This window comes from Nocardia niigatensis NBRC 100131 (assembly GCF_000308655.1).
In the GTDB taxonomy this organism is placed as follows: domain Bacteria; phylum Actinomycetota; class Actinomycetes; order Mycobacteriales; family Mycobacteriaceae; genus Nocardia; species Nocardia niigatensis.
In genome coordinates, this window is the sequence record NZ_BAGC01000013.1 from 26,562 (window position 1) to 42,635 (window position 16,074).

The following is a 16,074-nucleotide window of genomic DNA, read 5'->3' on the forward strand; positions in this document are numbered from 1 at the left end:
CTCGGAGAGGCGGGGGAGTGAAAGGCTGCGAACCGTGAGTCGTGCACCGTTGCGCCCGGCCATCCGGGAGGCCGTCGAGATCCTGGCCGCGGCCGGGGTCCACAGTCCGCAGGCCGACGCGGAATACCTTGCGGCACATGTGCTGGGCGTCGACCGCGGGCGCCTGGCCCTCATGCCCATGCTCACCCCCGACCAGCTGGAGGAGTACCGCAAGCTGGTCGCGCGGCGGGCGGAACGCGTTCCGCTGCAGCATCTTACGGGCATCGCGGCGATGGGGGAGATCGATCTCGCGGTCGGTCCCGGCGTTTTCGTCCCGCGTCCGGAGACGGAGTTGCTCTTCGCCTGGGCGCTGGCTCAGCTCGAGGCGGTCGGTCACGAGCATCAGCCGATCGTGGTCGACCTGTGCACGGGTTCCGGCGCGCTGGCCTTGGCCATCGCGCACGCCCGCCCCGATGTACAGGTGCACGCTGTCGAACTGGATCCCGAGGCCCTGGCCTGGGCCCGCCGCAACGCGCTGCAACTGGCCGACGAGGGTGATACCCCGATCGACCTGCACGCCGGTGACGTCACCGACCCGGCCATCCTCGAGAAATTGAACGGCCGGGTGGATGTGGTGGTCTCCAACCCGCCCTACATTCCCGAGGATGCCGAACTCGATCCCGAGGTGATCGACCACGACCCGCACCGGGCGCTCTTCGGCGGACCCGACGGCCTGTCCGTCATCCGCCCCATGACCGCCACCATCGCCCGCCTGCTACGCGAAAACGGCACGGTGGCAGTCGAACACGACGACACCAACGGTTCGGGCGTCGTCGACCTCTTCACCGCGCACGGCGGCTTCACGGACATCGTCGAGCATCCCGACCTGGCCGGCAAGCCACGTTTCGTGGTGGCCCGCCGCACCGCGGACTGAGGGCGTCCCGCTATTCGGGGCTGCCCTCGATCTCCACGCCGTGCCAGAACGCCACGTGGTCCTTGATCTTGCGGGCCGGCGGACTCGGCCTGGGGTAGTACCAGGCCGCGTCCGGATTCTGCTTCCCGTCGACGGTGATGGTGTAGTAGCTCGCGATGCCCTTCCACGGGCACACGGTGTGCTGCGAGCTCTCGGTGAAGTACTCCCGCTTCAGCGAATCCACCGGGAAATACTGATTGCCCTCGACCTCCACGGTCTGCGGGGCCTCGGCGATGACCGTTCCGTTCCAGATCGCACGCATCATGATTCGTGCCTCCTTCGTCGCCCCCGAGCCTACGTTCGTCCGGCCGCCCCTGAACGCGTTCGCGAGTTGATCCGTGCCAAGATGTCAGCCGTGAGTACCGTCTACGACTGTGCCGATCCCGACTCCCGCGCCGCCGGTCTGAGCGCCGCGCGCAGCACGCTGAAGTCCGGGCGATTGGCCGTCATTCCCACCGACACGCTCTACGGACTCGCCGCCGACGCGTTCGACAGCCAGGCGGTGAGCGCGCTGCTGGCCGCCAAGCGGCGCGGCCGGGACATGCCGGTGCCGGTGCTGGTCGGATCGTGGACCACCATCGACGGACTGGTCTTCTCGGTGCGCCCGCAGGCTCGCGAGCTGATCCGCGCCTTCTGGCCGGGCGGGCTGAGTCTGGTTGTGCAGCAGGCTCCTTCGCTGGCCTGGGATCTGGGCGACGCGCGCGGCACGGTGATGCTGCGTATGCCGCTGCATCCGGTCGCGCTGGAGCTGCTGCGCGAGGTGGGCCCGCTGGCGGTGTCGAGCGCGAACGTGTCCGGGCAGCCGCCCGCCACCACGGTCGCCGAGGCGCAGGCGCAGCTGGGCGATCTGGTCGGGGTGTATCTCGACGGCGGCCCGGCCGATCACGCGGTGGCGTCCACCATCGTCGATCTGACCGCCGACACCCCGCGCATCCTGCGCGAGGGCGCGGTGCCGATCGAGAAGATCGCGGAGGTGCTCGGCATGTCGCCCGAGGAGCTCCGTCAGGCGGGCGCGCGGTGACGGCCGTTAAATGCTGCTGAGTCAGGGCGTATTCAGCCAGGGCGCGGTCGTCCCGCTGCGGGAGCTGCTGCTGGTGCTGCTCGTCGCCACGGTCATCGCCTACCTGACCACCGGTGGAATCCGGGTGCTGGCCATCGCTTTCGGCGCGGTGGCCATCCCGCGTGAGCGCGATGTGCATGTGAAGCCGATTCCGCGCATGGGCGGGTTGGCCATCTATCTGGGCCTGCTGGCGGCCGTGCTGTTCGCGCACCAGCTGCCGGCGTTGCGCCGAGGATTCGACTATCCCAAGGACATTCCCGCGGTATTGGCCGCCGCCACGCTCATCGTGCTGGTCGGCATCATCGACGACCGCTGGGGCCTGGACTGGCTGACCAAGCTGGTGGGCCAGATCACAGCGGCGGGCGTGATGGCGGTGATGGGCCTGAGCTGGGTGGCCATCTACAACCCCTTCACCAACGAGACCGTGGTGCTCGACCCGCTGCAGGGCGGTCTGGTGACCGTGGGAATCACGGTGACGGTCGTGAACGCCATGAATTTCGTCGACGGCCTGGACGGTTTGGCCGCGGGACTCGGTTTCATCGCGGCGGTCGCGGTTTTCGTGTTCACCGTGGGTTTGCTCTATGAGGTGGGCGGTTCCACCGATACCTATCCGCCGGCGTTGCTGGCCGCCGCGCTGGCCGGCGCGTGCCTGGGATTTCTGCCGCACAATTTTTCTCCGGCCCGCATTTTCATGGGTGATACCGGATCCATGCTCATCGGATTGATGCTGGCCGCGGTGTCCACGGGCGCTTCCGGTCGAATTCCGCTGCAGGGTTACGGCCCGCGCGACATCGTGGGTCTGCTGTCGCCGTTGTTGCTGGTCGGTGCGGTGATGTTCATTCCGGTACTCGATCTTGTTCTGGCGGTGGTCCGCCGGGTTCGCGCAGGTGTGAGTTTCTCCACTCCGGACAAAATGCATCTGCATCACCGTTTGCTGCAGATCGGGCATTCGCAGCGCCGCGTTGTGCTGGTGATCTATCTGTGGGTGAGCGTGCTCGCATTCGGCGCTGTCGGTACCTCGCTGATCTCGGATCGGCGCATGGTGGTGCTGCTGTTCGCCGCCGGACTGGTTTTCGCGCTGATCGTCACCGCGGTGCCGTCGTGGCGGGAACTGAAGATCAACTCCGTCCGCAAACCGCCCCGCGATCGCGAGAACGCCGCCGGGTAGAGTTGCTGACCGTGAGCACGCCTTCCGTTCCCGGTCCGGACGCCCCGCTGCGCGCGGCACTGCGCTATGGCATCGCCGGTTTGGCTGTGCTGGTTGTGGTTTCGGCCATCCTCTCGACCGTCTTCGCGGGCCTGCCCGGCCTGTGGGGCGCGTTGATCGGCGCCGCACTGGGCGGCGCCTTCATCCTCACCACCGCCGCCTCGGTGTTGTTCAGCGCGAAGATCGAATCCGGCCTGCAGGGCATCGTGCTGCTCGGCAGTTGGGTCGGAAAGCTGCTGCTGGCAGTGATCGTCGTCGCAGTGCTCCAGCAATACGACTTCTACAGCCGCGGCGCCCTGTTCTTCACCGTGGTCGGCGCGCTGCTCATCGTGCTGGGCGCGGAGACGTACGGCCTTCTGCGCCAACGGGTTCCGACCGTGCAGGTGGACCGCGACCTGTAGCCCGGGATCCCCGCGGCGACCTCGTGAAACACCGTTCATCACGCGTTTCGGCGACCCCCTACGCATTGTCGTAGATAACTTGATAAACTCTTTACCTGTAGCCAACCGAATCAACAGGGGGGTCCTCCGAGACTCGCCCGAGAGCAGGTTATGCTTACAGCCGTACCGGACCCTGTCGGGTCACGGTTCTGCACCGTCGACGATGTCGCCGACGCGCGTACAGACGCCAGGGCGTGATGCCACAGCTGCTGACGAACTTCGAGCCGACCTGAGTCGACCCACCAGATCGTCAATGTCCGATCGAACCGCGGGAGAATACTATCTCCTGCGGCCGACCACGGGAGAGAACGCTGAGCGTCACCATTTTGGCGGGCGAGTTCCACGCGCCGTCACTCAACGACTTCTTCCCTCCAGCAGTGCTGTTCGAGGGGACGCCTTTCGAGCTCGACCGTCTGATGCTGATTCGCATCCTCATGTCGGTCGTTCTCCTGGCCGTGATGTTCGCCGCTTTCCGTCGGCCGCAGCTGGTTCCGCGCGGACTGCAGAATGTCGCCGAATCCGGTCTGGTGTTCGTCAAGGAGCAGATCTGCGACGAGGTGCTCGGCAAGGAAACCGGCAAGAAATTCTTCCCGCTGATCGCGTCGATCTTCTTCACCGTGCTGTTCCTGAACGTCTCGGGTGTCATTCCGGGCCTGAACATCTCGTCGAACGCGCGAATCGGCATGCCCCTGGTGCTGGCGGTCGTCGCCTACGTCACCTTCAACTACGTGGGCATCAAGAAGTACGGCTTCCTGAAGTACATGCGCTCGTCCATCGTGGTGCCGAATGTTCCGGCCGCGCTGCACGTGCTGCTGATCCCGATCGAGTTCATCTCGACCTTCGTGCTGCGCCCGTTCACGCTGACCGTCCGTCTCATGGCGAACATGCTGGCAGGCCACATCATGTTGGTGCTGTTCTTCAGTGCCACCCAGTTCTTCCTGTTCGATGCCGTCTCCTGGATGAAGGTGTTCTCGCCGTTCTCGCTGCTCGCGGGCTTCGGCTTCACCCTCTTCGAGCTGCTGGTGGTTTTCCTGCAGGCGTATGTGTTCGCGCTGCTGACCGCTGTCTACATCGGTCTGGCGCAGCACGCCGACTCTCACTGACCGACCGCACCAACATCACAAACCTGCCTTCCACGCCGCCCGGCGGGTGGGCGACAGAAAGGGAATGAAACACACATGAGCACCCTCTCGTACCTGGCTGCTGAAGTTGCCGAGTCCAAGTCCAAGGGCTTCGGCGCCATCGGTTACGGCCTCGCTGCGATCGGCCCCGGCATCGGTGTTGGCATCGTCGTCGGTAAGGCCATCGAGGGCATTGCCCGTCAGCCCGAGCTGCAGGGCACCATCCGGACCAACATGTTCCTGGGTATCGCGTTCACCGAGGCCCTGGCGCTGATCGGTCTCGTCGCCGGCTTCATTTTCTGATTCCGGCAAAAGACTAGGAATCAACGATGAACAGCATTTACTTGCTCGCGGCCGAGGAGGACATCAACCCCCTCGTCCCGAAGACCTATGACATTGTCTGGTCTGCGATCGTCTTCATCGTTATCGCCTTTGTCTTCGCCAAGTACGTCGTGCCGCGCCTGACCAAGGTGCTGGACGAGCGTTCCGAGAAGATCGAGGGCGGTATCGCCAAGGCCGAGGCCGTGCAGGCCGAGGCGCAGGCCACCCTGCAGCAGTACCAGGAGCAGCTGGCCGAGGCTCGCCTCGAGGCTGCCCGTATCCGTGAGGAAGCCCGCACCCAGGGTGCGGCCATCCTGTCGCAGATGCGTACCGATGCGCAGGCCGAGGCCGACCGCATCGTGGCCGCCGGTCACTCGCAGCTGGAGGCTCAGCGCCAGCAGATCGTGACCGAGCTGCGGTCCGAGCTGGGCCGTACCGCGGTCGACCTGGCCGAGAAGATCATCGGTCAGTCGGTGGCCGACGAGGCCAAGCAGGCGGCGTCGATCGACCGGTTCCTCGCGGAACTGGACGCGAACGCCGGCATCGGGGTCGGAAGGTAACGACGCGAAAGTGGGAAGCATGTACGCAGCGAGCCGCGAGGCGAGTTCCCGTGCGCGGGAAGCTCTTCGGGCCGCTCTGACCGGTAGCGACACCGTCGCGGCTACTACGGGGTCGGAACTGTTCGCCGTTGTCGCCGTCCTCGACGACCAGCGTTCGCTGCGTGTGGCGCTCGCGGATAAGTCGGTGTCGAGCTCGGCACGCGCCGAGCTGGCCGAACGCGTCTTCGGCGGCAAGATCAGCGGAACCACGCTGGCCGTGCTGACCACGGCCGTGGCCCAGGACTGGTCGCGCGCCCGGGATTTGGTCGACACGCTGGTCCTGCTCGGCCGTGAAGCGCTGCTGCGCGCCGCGGACGAGCGTGGCCGCCTGAACGCGGTCGAGGACGAGCTGTTCCGGCTGGCCCGGATCATCGACGACAACCCGGACCTGGAGCAGGCGCTGCAGGACCACGGCAAGCCGGCGGAAGCCAAGCGTGCCCTGGTGCAGCGTCTGCTTGCGGGCAAGGTCGAGGAAATCACCCTGCAGCTGGTCGAGCAGGCCGTGCTGCGCCACAAGGGCGATGCCGGTACGGCCATCGACGAGCTGTCCGACCTGGCGGCTTCGCTTCGGGAGCAGATCGTGGCGCACGTCCGTGCCGCGGTGGCCCTGACGCCGCAGCAGCGCGAGCACCTGGCTGTTTCGCTGCAGCGCATCTACGACAAGCCCGTCACGGTGCACGTGCAGGAGGACCCGAGCCTGCTGGCCGGCGTCGTCGTGCGCGTCGGCGACGACCTGATCGACGGCAGCGCCGTCGGCCGCCTCCAGCGCTTGCGTCAGTCTCTCGCTTAGAGACAGCACGCCAACTGCGCAGCACTGCCGGCTCGCCGGCGGGCACTAACACACCGACATTCGAGACCACAGCGAGAGCAGGAAGAACATGGCGGAGCTGACGATCTCCCCCGATGAGATCCGTAGCGCGATCGAGAGCTACACCCAGAGCTACACCCCCGAGACCTCCATCGAAGAGGTCGGTGTCGTCACCGACACCGGCGACGGTATCGCCCACATCAGCGGCCTGCCGTCCGCGATGGCCAACGAGCTGCTGGAGTTCCCGGGCGGCGTCCTCGGCGTGGCGCTGAACCTGGAGGACACCGCGATCGGTGCCGTCGTCCTGGGTGAGTTCGACACCCTCGAAGAGGGCCAGCAGGTCCGCCGTACCGGCGACGTGCTCTCGGTCCCCGTGGGCGACAAGTTCCTGGGCCGCGTCATCGACCCGCTGGGCGCCCCGATCGACGGCCTGGGCGAGATCGAGGCCGACGAGCGTCGCGTGCTCGAGCTGCAGGCCGCCACCGTGCTGGAGCGTCAGCCGGTCGGTGAGCCGATGGCCACCGGCATCACCGCCATCGACGCCCTGACCGCCATCGGCCGCGGCCAGCGTCAGCTGATCATCGGCGACCGCAAGACCGGCAAGACCGCGGTCTGCATCGACGCGATCATCAACCAGAAGGCCAACTGGGCCACCGGCGATCCGTCGAAGCAGGTGCGCTGCATCTACGTCGCGATCGGCCAGAAGGGCTCCACCATCGCGGGTGTGAAGTCCGCGCTCGAGGCGCACGGCGCGATGGAGTACACCACCATCGTCGCGGCGCCCGCGTCGGACTCCGCCGGCTTCAAGTGGCTGGCGCCGTACACCGGTTCGGCCCTCGGCCAGCACTGGATGTACCAGGGCAAGCACGTCCTGATCGTGTTCGACGACCTGTCGAAGCAGGCCGAGGCCTACCGCGCCATCTCGCTGCTGCTGCGCCGCCCGCCGGGCCGTGAGGCGTACCCGGGTGACGTCTTCTACCTGCACTCGCGTCTGCTGGAGCGTTGCGCGAAGCTGTCCGACGAGCTGGGCGCGGGCTCGATGACCGGTCTGCCGATCATCGAGACCAAGGCCAACGACGTCTCGGCGTTCATCCCGACCAACGTCATCTCCATCACCGACGGCCAGGTCTTCCTGGAGTCGGACCTCTTCAACAAGGGTGTCCGCCCGGCCATCAACGTCGGTATCTCCGTCTCCCGAGTCGGTGGCGCCGCGCAGACCAAGGCCATGAAGAAGGTCTCCGGTTCGCTGCGTCTGGAGCTGGCCTCCTACCGTGAGCTCGAGGCGTTCTCCGCCTTCGCCTCCGACCTGGACGCCGCCTCGCTGGCCCAGCTGGAGCGTGGCGCGCGCTGGGTCGAGCTGCTCAAGCAGGACCAGTACGCCCCGGTTTCCGTTGAGGACCAGGTCGTCTCGCTGTACCTGGTCGACGCCGGCTACTACGACTCCGTCCCGGTCGGCGACATCCGCCGCTTCAACTCCGAGCTGCTGGAGAGCCTGCACGCCAGCGTGCAGTCCTCCTTCGACGCCCTGCAGGGCGGCGCCAAGGTGCTCGAGGGCGAGGCCGCCGACGCCATCAAGGCCGCGACCGACAAGTTCAAGCAGACCTTCCTGGCGTCCGACGGCACCCGCGTCGTCGAGGCCGAGGCCGGCCAGCTGGACCACGAAGAGGTCGAGTCCCTTTCCGTCACCCGCAAGCACGTCGAGAAGTAATCGAGACCAGCAATGCGACTGACCGAATCGACGAATGAAGGGAGTGTGAACCGCTAATGGCAAGCGTGCGCGAATTGCGCTCCCGCATTCGTTCTGTGAGCTCGATCAAGAAGATCACCAAGGCCCAGGAACTGATCGCCACCTCGCGAATCAGCAAGGCGCAGGCCCGAGTTGCCGCAGCCAAGCCGTACGCGGAGGAGATCACCAAGGTGCTCGCCGAATTGGCGAGCGCCAGTGGGAATCTCAATCACCCGTTGCTCAGCGAGCGTGAGAACCCGCGCCGCGCAGCGGTTCTGGTCATCACCTCCGACCGCGGTATGTGCGGTGGCTACAACTCCAACGTGCTCAAGCGCGCCGAGGAGCTCATGACCACGCTGCGCTCCGAGGGCAAGGAGCCGGTGCTGTACGTGATGGGCGCGAAGGGCCTGACCTACTACACCTTCCGCCGTCGCACCGTGAACGGTTCGTGGCTGGGCTTCTCGCAGCAGCCGAACTACGTAGACGCGTCCGCCGCGTGCAACCACCTGGTCGAGGCGTTCATGGCCGGATCCGACGGTGAGGTGGCCGCCCCGAACGGGGTTGACACCATGGCCGGCGTCGACGAACTGCACATCGTCTACACGCGTTTCGTGTCGATGCTGTCGCAGCAGCCGGAGGTGCGCCGCCTGGCGCCGATCCAGGTGACGTTCGTGGACGAGAACTTCGACATGGGCCCGGATTCCTTCACCGACTCCGAGTCGGCGGAGGTCAAGCCGCAGTACGAGTTCGAGCCGGACGCGGATCGCCTGCTGGGCGCGCTGCTGCCGAAGTACGTCAACACCCGGATCTACTCGTCGCTGCTCGAGGCGGCGGCATCGGAGTCGGCTGCGCGCCGCACCGCCATGAAGGCCGCGACGGACAACGCCACGGAACTGGTCAACTCGCTGACCCGGACCGCGAACTCGTTGCGCCAGGCACAGATTACGCAGGAAATCACGGAAATCGTCGGTGGCGCCAACGCGCTGGCGTCGAGCTCGGACCGCGACTAAGGCCCAGGAAGAGAACCAATGACCGCAGCTACTGAAACCCGGGTCGGCACAGGCCGTGTCGCCCGCGTCATCGGACCCGTCGTGGACGTCGAGTTCCCGCGCGGTTCCATTCCCGACCTGTACAACGCCCTGAACGTGGACATCGCGCTCGCGTCCGTGGCCAAGACCCTGACCCTCGAGGTCGCCCAGCACCTGGGCGACAGCATCGTTCGCACCATCTCGATGCAGCCGACCGATGGTCTGATCCGTGGCGCCGAGGTGCGCGACACAGGCAAGCCGATCTCGGTGCCCGTCGGTGACGTCGTCAAGGGCCACGTGTTCAACGCGCTCGGCGACTGCCTCGACACCCCCGGCCTGGGCCGCGACGGCGAGCAGTGGGGCATCCACCGCCAGCCGCCCGCCTTCGACCAGCTCGAGGGCAAGACCGAGATCCTGGAGACGGGCATCAAGGTCATCGACCTGCTCACCCCGTACGTGAAGGGTGGCAAGATCGGTCTGTTCGGTGGTGCCGGTGTCGGCAAGACCGTTCTGATCCAGGAGATGATCACCCGTATCGCGCGTGAGTTCTCCGGTACGTCCGTGTTCGCGGGCGTCGGTGAGCGCACCCGTGAGGGCACCGACCTCCACCTCGAAATGGAAGAGATGGGCGTCCTCCAGGACACCGCCCTCGTCTTCGGCCAGATGGACGAGCCGCCGGGCACGCGTATGCGCGTCGCCCTCTCGGCCCTGACCATGGCCGAGTACTTCCGTGACGTGCAGAACCAGGACGTTCTGCTGTTCATCGACAACATCTTCCGCTTCACCCAGGCCGGTTCCGAGGTCTCGACCCTGCTGGGTCGTATGCCTTCGGCCGTCGGTTACCAGCCGACCCTGGCGGACGAGATGGGTCAGCTGCAGGAGCGCATCACCTCGACCCGTGGTCGCTCGATCACCTCGATGCAGGCGATCTACGTGCCCGCGGACGACTACACCGACCCCGCGCCGGCCACCACCTTCGCGCACCTGGACGCCACCACCGAGCTTTCGCGTCCGATTTCGCAGAAGGGCATCTACCCGGCCGTCGACCCGCTGTCGTCGACCTCGCGAATCCTCGAGGCCTCGATTGTCGGCGAGCGGCACTTCCGGGTGGCCAACGAGGTCAAGCGAATCCTGCAGAAGTACAAGGAACTCCAGGACATCATCGCGATTCTGGGTATGGACGAGCTCTCCGAAGAGGACAAGGTCCTCGTCGGTCGCGCCCGTCGCCTGGAGAAGTTCCTGGGCCAGAACTTCATCGTGGCCGAGAAGTTCACCGGCCAGGAGGGTTCCGTCGTGCCGCTGGAGCAGACCATCGACGACTTCGATCGGGTCTGCAAGGGCGAGTTCGACCACCTGCCCGAGCAGGCGTTCAACTCCTGCGGTGGCCTGGACGACGTCGAGGCTGCCGCGAAGAAGATCGCCGGGAAGTAGTCACCCATGGCAGATATGTCCGTTGATCTGGTCGCCGTCGAGCGACTGCTGTGGTCGGGCCGGGCGTCCTTCGTCTCGGCCCAGACCACGGAGGGTGAGATCGGCATTCTCGCCGGCCACGAGCCGCTGCTCGGCCAGCTGGTCGAGGGCGGCACCGTGACCATCGTGTCCGACGACAACGAGCGGGTCGTCGTGGCCGTGCACGGCGGGTTCTTCTCGGTCACCGCCACTTCGGTGCGCGTGCTGGCCGAGTCCGCGGAATTCGCCTTCGACGTCGACGAGGCGGCCGCCAAGGCCGTCATCGCCGATCCGGCTGCGAGCCCGGCCGCGCTGGCCAAGGCACAGGGCCAGCTGCGGGCGGTCGAGAAGGCTGCCGCGGCGCACTAGCTCGACGCTGAAACGACGACGGCGGCCCCGGGAAATCCCCGGGGCCGCCGCTGTTTCGCCACTGCCCCCGATTTCACACGCGCGCCGGGCACCGGCCGGGCGCGCGTGCCGCTTCTCACTGAAAAGTGAGGATCGGCTTGATCGTGGTGCCGTGGTGGGCATCCGCGACCGCGGTGTCGATGTCGCTGAAAGCGTAGGTCCTGCTGATCTTCTCGATCGGGAACTTGCCCTCGGCATGCCACCGCAGCAGCTGCGGAATGAACTTCTGCGGATCGCCGCTGCCCTCGATGCAGCCGCGTACGGCCTTGCCGTTGCCGGTGAGGTGCCCGATCTCGAAGTCCATGCTGGCCTCACCGAGGCCGACGAGCACCAGGGTGCCCATGGGGGCCAGCGCTTCCAGGCCCTTGGCGATGACGGCGTTCACGGCCGTGGTGTCGAGGGCGAAGTTCGCGCCGCCGTCGGTCGCGGCGACGATCTGCGCCACCACGTCCTCGGCCGAGCCGTCGATGGTGACGTCCGCGCCCAGCTCCTTGGCCACCGCGAGGCGGTCCGCGGAAAGGTCAATGGCCACAATGGTTCCCGCGCCGAGGGCCCGGGCCGCCATGAGTGCCGCCATGCCCACGCCGCCTACGCCGAAGATGGCGATGGAATCGTCGGGGCCCGGCTTCATGACATTGGCGACCGCGCCCGCGCCGGTCTGCACGCCGCAGCCGAAGGGGGAGGTGGCCACCAGGTCCACCGACTTGTCGACCACCACGACACTGCGCGCCGATACCAGCGCGTGGGTGGCGAAACTCGACTGCCCGAAGAAGGCGCCCATGACGCGTTCACCATCAGCGCTCAACGGTGAGGTGAAATCGGCGCGACCACCGGACGTATTCAGAATGACGAAATTCTCGCAATAGGGCGGCAGCCCGTTCGTGCATCGCGAGCAGGTACCGCAACTGGCATACGTGAGTAGAACGTGATCGCCGACTTCGATTCCGGTTACCTCCGAGCCAATCTGCTCGACGATCCCGGCGCCCTCGTGTCCGAGCACGATCGGCAACTCTGCGGGAAACACGCTCTTCGAGACCAGGTCGGTGTGGCAGACCCCGGTCGCGACGATGCGCACCAGCACCTCGCCGGGTCGCGGTTCCTCCAGGGTGAGGGTCTCCATCGAGAACGGCGCGTCCGCTCCCCGGGCCACCGCAGCGGTAATTTCCACGGAATCTCCTTCCAAGACATCCCAATTGTCCGGAGCATAAGAACGTGTTCCAGTTTACGGCCATCGGGGATCCCGGTCAGCGGGTCGGGTAGTGGGACCTTGGGGCCGGGAGCTGGTAGGCGCGAGCCGATCTCGGGTTCTCCGGGATTTGCCCGTGATACCGGTTACCTCGATGCGGTTGAATGCGTCCGCCGGTATCTGGATGCGATCTGAAGCATCTCGCAAAATATCGGCAATTCCGGCATTCTCGGCTTTACCTCACGTTGCACATTGCGTACATCGAGGGCCCGGGCGTGACACACGAGTCTCGTTGAGCGGGCGATCATTTCGCGCTCACTGGCCGCGAACGGCATGGACTCGCCGGAGGGGTGCGAGAGGACCAGCGACGGAGTCGAGCCGGCCAGCCGGTCGATGTCACGGCCGTAGCGGCGCCGGCCGCACCTCCTGGGTGCGAGATCAGCGGTTCGATGGGGGACACGCCGATCCGATGCAACGTCTGGACCACCGCGGTGGCCAGCGTGGACCTCGAGGGACCGACTGCCTCGTCCGCAACCATCAAGATCGGCCCCGGATACGTGGCCGGCAGCCAGATCGACATCGGGACTCTTTCTCCGAACGAGAACGCCGGCGAGCAGCAATGGAATGACATCGGGCGTCCCCAGTAAGTCCCTCGGCGCCGGAATCACCCTCGGCTCGGGCTAGCGGTGGCTCGCCTGATACTCGGCCTGGAGCGGCCCGACGACTACCGCCAGGAATCGCACAAGCGCTACAACAAGGTTCCCGGCACGCACGCCAGTATCAGCCGGGTCGACGAGACCTTCGCCGTCGACGGCTGTGGTGGTACGCCCAGGCGCGCTCGTCCGTGGCGGTCGAGGTCGACAGCTCGACCTACATCGGCAACCTGGTGTTTCGGGGTGAACCGTCCACTATGGGTTGATATATCTCCTGCACCCCGCTGATCAGCGCATACGTCACATTCGGTGGATGGCCGGACTTCGCCTTTCCGCGGTCGCTAATATCGACCGAAAGCGGGGCCCGGCCACTGGCCGGTCGATGATCGACAGCAACGCGGATGTGAAGGGACGGAGCGGCATTGCAAACCGGGATGTGGCTTCTGATCATTCTGGTGTTGCTGCTGGTCGGCCTGGCCCTGGCCTCGACGTATCGCCTGGTGATGCTGCGCCGCGGGGGCACGGCCGCGCTGCTGCGGGTCCTGCCCGCGCGCGGGCACGGCGGCGGCTGGCGGCACGGCCTCATCCGCTACGACGAGGACACCCTCCTCTTCTACAAACTCTCCAGCCTCAAACTCGGCCCGGATTCCACCATGCGCCGGCTCGGCATCGAGGTGGGCGCGCGCCGGACCCCGCAGGACGACGAGTACGACATCATGACCGACGAGGTCATCGTGCAGGTCTCCGACGGCGACGACAGTTTCGAACTGGCCCTCGACCGCGGCGCCATGGCCGCCTTCCTGTCCTGGGTGGAATCCCGCCCCTCCGAGCGCATCCGTCGCCGCCGCGCGGGGTGAGAGGCGAATGTCAGCGTGACAAGTGATTTCGTGACGGCTGGGGTAACTCGTCGGGAACGTCCAGAACCCGGCCTCGTACCCGTCCTCCGGTCCGCGACGCGACTAAGGTGGCTCCTACAGGTCGGCAAGAGGCGCGGAGAGGCGGGACAGTGAGCGTTCACTTGACGCGGATCTACACCCGCACCGGCGATGACGGCACCACCGGGTTGAGCGACTTCTCGCGGGTGGCCAAGACCGACCCGCGGCTGATCGCCTACGCCGACTGTGACGAAACCAATGCCGCGCTGGGCGTCGCCATCGCGCTCGGGCAGCCGGATGAGCGGATGCTCGGTGTGCTGCGTTCCATACAGAACGATTTGTTCGACGCCGGCGCGGACCTGTCCACCCCCGTTGTCCCGGAGCCCAAGTACCCGCCGCTGCGCATCACCCAGGCCTATATCGACCGCCTGGAGAAGTGGTGCGATGAGTTCAATGCGCCTCTGGCGCCGTTGAATTCGTTCATCCTGCCCGGCGGCACGGCACTGGCCGCGCTGCTGCACACCGCCCGCACGGTCGCGCGACGCGCCGAGCGTTCGGCCTGGGCCGCCGTCGAGGAGCACCCGGACGATACGAACGTCCTCCCCGCCAAATACCTCAACCGCCTGTCCGACCTGCTGTTCATTCTCGGCCGGGTCGCCAATCCGGACGGCGACATACTTTGGCGGCCGGGCGGAGACGCCGCGAGCGCGAGAGAGGACCACTAGGCTGACCCCCGTGAGTGAACGGTTTCTGGTGACCGGGGGCAGCAGGCTCGTCGGTGAGGTCACGGTAGGCGGCGCGAAGAACAGCGTCCTCAAGCTGATGGCCGCCGCGTTGCTGGCCGAGGGGACGACCACCATCACGAACTGCCCGGACATCCTCGACGTGCCGCTCATGGCCGAGGTGCTGCGCGGTCTCGGATGTGACGTCACCGTCGACCACGAGACCGTGACCATCGCGACGCCGCCGGAACCGAAGTATCACGCGGACTTCCCGGCCGTCACCCAGTTTCGCGCCTCGGTGTGTGTGCTGGGTCCGCTGATGGCGCGATGCAAGCGGGCCGTGGTGGCGCTCCCGGGCGGTGACGCCATCGGTTCCCGTCCGCTGGACATGCATCAGGCGGGTCTGCGCCTGCTGGGCGCGACCTCCGAGATCGAGCACGGCTGCCTGGTGGCGCGTGCCGAGGAGCTGCAGGGCGCGCGGATCCGTCTCGACTTCCCGTCGGTGGGCGCGACCGAGAACATCCTGATGGCCGCGGTCCTCGCCGAGGGCGAGACGGTTATCGACAATGCCGCGCGCGAACCGGAGATCGTGGATCTCTGCAATATGCTGGCGCGCATGGGCGCGAAGATCTCCGGCGCCGGCACCTCGGTGCTGACCATCGAGGGCGTCGACAAGCTCTCGCCCACCACCCACCGGGTGATCGGTGACCGCATCGTCGCCGCGACGTGGGGCATCGCCGCCGCCATGACCACCGGTGACGTGCGGGTGACGGGCATCAACCCCAAGCACCTGTCACTGGTGCTGGACAAGCTGCGCTCCGCGGGGGCGCGAATCTCGTTCGAACCGGACGGTTTTCGCGTGGTGCAGCCGGATCGCCCTCGCGCCGTGAACTTCTCGACCCTGCCGTTCCCCGGGTTCCCCACCGATCTGCAGCCCATGGCCATCGGCCTGGCCGCGATCGCGGACGGCACCTCGATGATCACCGAGAACATCTTCGAGGCGCGCTTTCGCTTCGTCGAGGAGATGATCCGGCTGGGTGCGGACGCCCGCACCGACGGGCATCACGCTGTGGTGCGCGGGATTCCGCGCCTGTCATCGGCGCCGGTGTGGTCCTCCGACATTCGGGCCGGCGCGGGTCTGGTGCTCGCGGGTCTGGTCGCCGACGGCGTCACCGAGGTCCACGATGTCTTCCACATCGACCGTGGCTACCCGGATTTCGTGGAGAACCTGCGCTCGCTCGGTGCCGAGATCGAACGCGTCGGAACCGCGGACTGAACAACCGGTGTCGGGGCGGGTTCGCGAAAACCCATCCTGAACAGGCGATTTGACATGAGAACAACCAACACGTAACTTATTCCAGGTCAGAGCGACACGGACACCGACTCCGGTGAGACGAGCTTCGCCTGATGATCACACTAGCTCCCCCCCAACCAGCCGATTTGGTTCTGCTGTGCGGACGGGGCTAAGCTGTAAAAGTTGCCTCACGATCGAGCGGGACTAAAAGCCCGGGAGATTGTG

18 protein-coding genes are annotated in these 16,074 nt (G+C 66.4%); 16 read left to right on the forward strand and 2 right to left on the reverse strand.

Annotated elements, in window-relative coordinates:
* The first annotated feature begins 34 nt into the window (after window positions 1-34).
* Window positions 35-913, forward strand: a complete 879-nt coding sequence (gene prmC / locus ON33_RS05800) for a peptide chain release factor N(5)-glutamine methyltransferase (RefSeq protein ID WP_040856066.1) — start codon at window positions 35-37, stop codon at window positions 911-913.
* A 10-nt stretch (window positions 914-923) separates the two neighbouring features.
* Here the strand turns inward: prmC and ON33_RS05805 are convergent, their stop codons facing one another.
* Window positions 924-1,217, reverse strand: coding sequence for a DUF427 domain-containing protein (locus ON33_RS05805; protein ID WP_040856069.1), 294 nt, complete (start codon window positions 1,215-1,217; stop codon window positions 924-926).
* A gap of 90 nt (window positions 1,218-1,307) precedes the next feature.
* Between ON33_RS05805 and ON33_RS05810 the strand changes: the two genes are divergently transcribed.
* From ON33_RS05810 to ON33_RS05860, 11 genes are all read left to right on the forward strand, one after another.
* Window positions 1,308-1,973 (forward strand): L-threonylcarbamoyladenylate synthase, encoded by a 666-nt coding sequence (locus ON33_RS05810; RefSeq protein ID WP_040856116.1) that lies wholly within the window; start codon window positions 1,308-1,310, stop codon window positions 1,971-1,973.
* Between the two features lie 10 nt (window positions 1,974-1,983).
* The gene (locus ON33_RS05815; RefSeq protein WP_051151686.1) at window positions 1,984-3,180 is read left to right on the forward strand and encodes an MraY family glycosyltransferase; all 1,197 of its coding nucleotides are present in this window, start codon (window positions 1,984-1,986) and stop codon (window positions 3,178-3,180) included.
* A gap of 2 nt (window positions 3,181-3,182) precedes the next feature.
* Window positions 3,183-3,620, forward strand: a complete 438-nt coding sequence (locus tag ON33_RS05820) for a Cg1360 family ATP-synthase-associated protein (RefSeq protein ID WP_174391485.1) — start codon at window positions 3,183-3,185, stop codon at window positions 3,618-3,620.
* Between the two features lie 362 nt (window positions 3,621-3,982).
* A complete protein-coding gene (gene atpB / locus ON33_RS05825; protein WP_505790874.1) occupies window positions 3,983-4,762 on the forward strand; it encodes a F0F1 ATP synthase subunit A in 780 nt (259 codons plus the stop codon).
* A 75-nt stretch (window positions 4,763-4,837) separates the two neighbouring features.
* Window positions 4,838-5,083: an ATP synthase F0 subunit C gene (locus ON33_RS05830; protein WP_040856073.1), complete on the forward strand. Its 246-nt coding sequence runs from the start codon at window positions 4,838-4,840 to the stop codon at window positions 5,081-5,083.
* Between the two features lie 26 nt (window positions 5,084-5,109).
* Window positions 5,110-5,661, forward strand: coding sequence for a F0F1 ATP synthase subunit B (locus ON33_RS05835; RefSeq protein ID WP_040856076.1), 552 nt, complete (start codon window positions 5,110-5,112; stop codon window positions 5,659-5,661).
* 19 nt (window positions 5,662-5,680) lie between these two features.
* Window positions 5,681-6,490 (forward strand): F0F1 ATP synthase subunit delta, encoded by an 810-nt coding sequence (locus ON33_RS05840; protein ID WP_040856078.1) that lies wholly within the window; start codon window positions 5,681-5,683, stop codon window positions 6,488-6,490.
* A gap of 88 nt (window positions 6,491-6,578) precedes the next feature.
* The gene (gene atpA / locus ON33_RS05845; protein WP_040856081.1) at window positions 6,579-8,216 is read left to right on the forward strand and encodes a F0F1 ATP synthase subunit alpha; all 1,638 of its coding nucleotides are present in this window, start codon (window positions 6,579-6,581) and stop codon (window positions 8,214-8,216) included.
* A gap of 56 nt (window positions 8,217-8,272) precedes the next feature.
* Window positions 8,273-9,244 (forward strand): F0F1 ATP synthase subunit gamma, encoded by a 972-nt coding sequence (locus ON33_RS05850; RefSeq protein WP_040856083.1) that lies wholly within the window; start codon window positions 8,273-8,275, stop codon window positions 9,242-9,244.
* A gap of 18 nt (window positions 9,245-9,262) precedes the next feature.
* Entirely contained in the window at window positions 9,263-10,693 is a 1,431-nt protein-coding gene (gene atpD, locus ON33_RS05855) for a F0F1 ATP synthase subunit beta (protein ID WP_040856086.1), read from the forward strand.
* A gap of 6 nt (window positions 10,694-10,699) precedes the next feature.
* Window positions 10,700-11,080: a F0F1 ATP synthase subunit epsilon gene (locus ON33_RS05860; RefSeq protein ID WP_040856089.1), complete on the forward strand. Its 381-nt coding sequence runs from the start codon at window positions 10,700-10,702 to the stop codon at window positions 11,078-11,080.
* Window positions 11,081-11,195: 115 nt separating this feature from the next.
* Here the strand turns inward: ON33_RS05860 and ON33_RS05865 are convergent, their stop codons facing one another.
* Entirely contained in the window at window positions 11,196-12,287 is a 1,092-nt protein-coding gene (locus ON33_RS05865; RefSeq protein ID WP_040856091.1) for an NAD(P)-dependent alcohol dehydrogenase, read from the reverse strand.
* 518 nt (window positions 12,288-12,805) lie between these two features.
* On the opposite strand from ON33_RS05865, the gene ON33_RS05870 reads away from it, so the two are divergent.
* From ON33_RS05870 to murA, 4 genes are all read left to right on the forward strand, one after another.
* Window positions 12,806-12,952 carry a hypothetical protein gene (locus ON33_RS05870; protein WP_157184419.1) on the forward strand — a complete coding sequence of 49 codons (147 nt, stop codon included), beginning with the start codon at window positions 12,806-12,808 and terminating at the stop codon, window positions 12,950-12,952.
* A 440-nt stretch (window positions 12,953-13,392) separates the two neighbouring features.
* Window positions 13,393-13,815 carry a DUF2550 domain-containing protein gene (locus ON33_RS05875; protein ID WP_040856125.1) on the forward strand — a complete coding sequence of 141 codons (423 nt, stop codon included), beginning with the start codon at window positions 13,393-13,395 and terminating at the stop codon, window positions 13,813-13,815.
* A 149-nt stretch (window positions 13,816-13,964) separates the two neighbouring features.
* The gene (locus ON33_RS05880; protein WP_040856096.1) at window positions 13,965-14,558 is read left to right on the forward strand and encodes a cob(I)yrinic acid a,c-diamide adenosyltransferase; all 594 of its coding nucleotides are present in this window, start codon (window positions 13,965-13,967) and stop codon (window positions 14,556-14,558) included.
* A gap of 10 nt (window positions 14,559-14,568) precedes the next feature.
* The gene (murA, locus tag ON33_RS05885; protein WP_083868627.1) at window positions 14,569-15,831 is read left to right on the forward strand and encodes a UDP-N-acetylglucosamine 1-carboxyvinyltransferase; all 1,263 of its coding nucleotides are present in this window, start codon (window positions 14,569-14,571) and stop codon (window positions 15,829-15,831) included.
* Window positions 15,832-16,074: the final 243 nt, after the last annotated feature.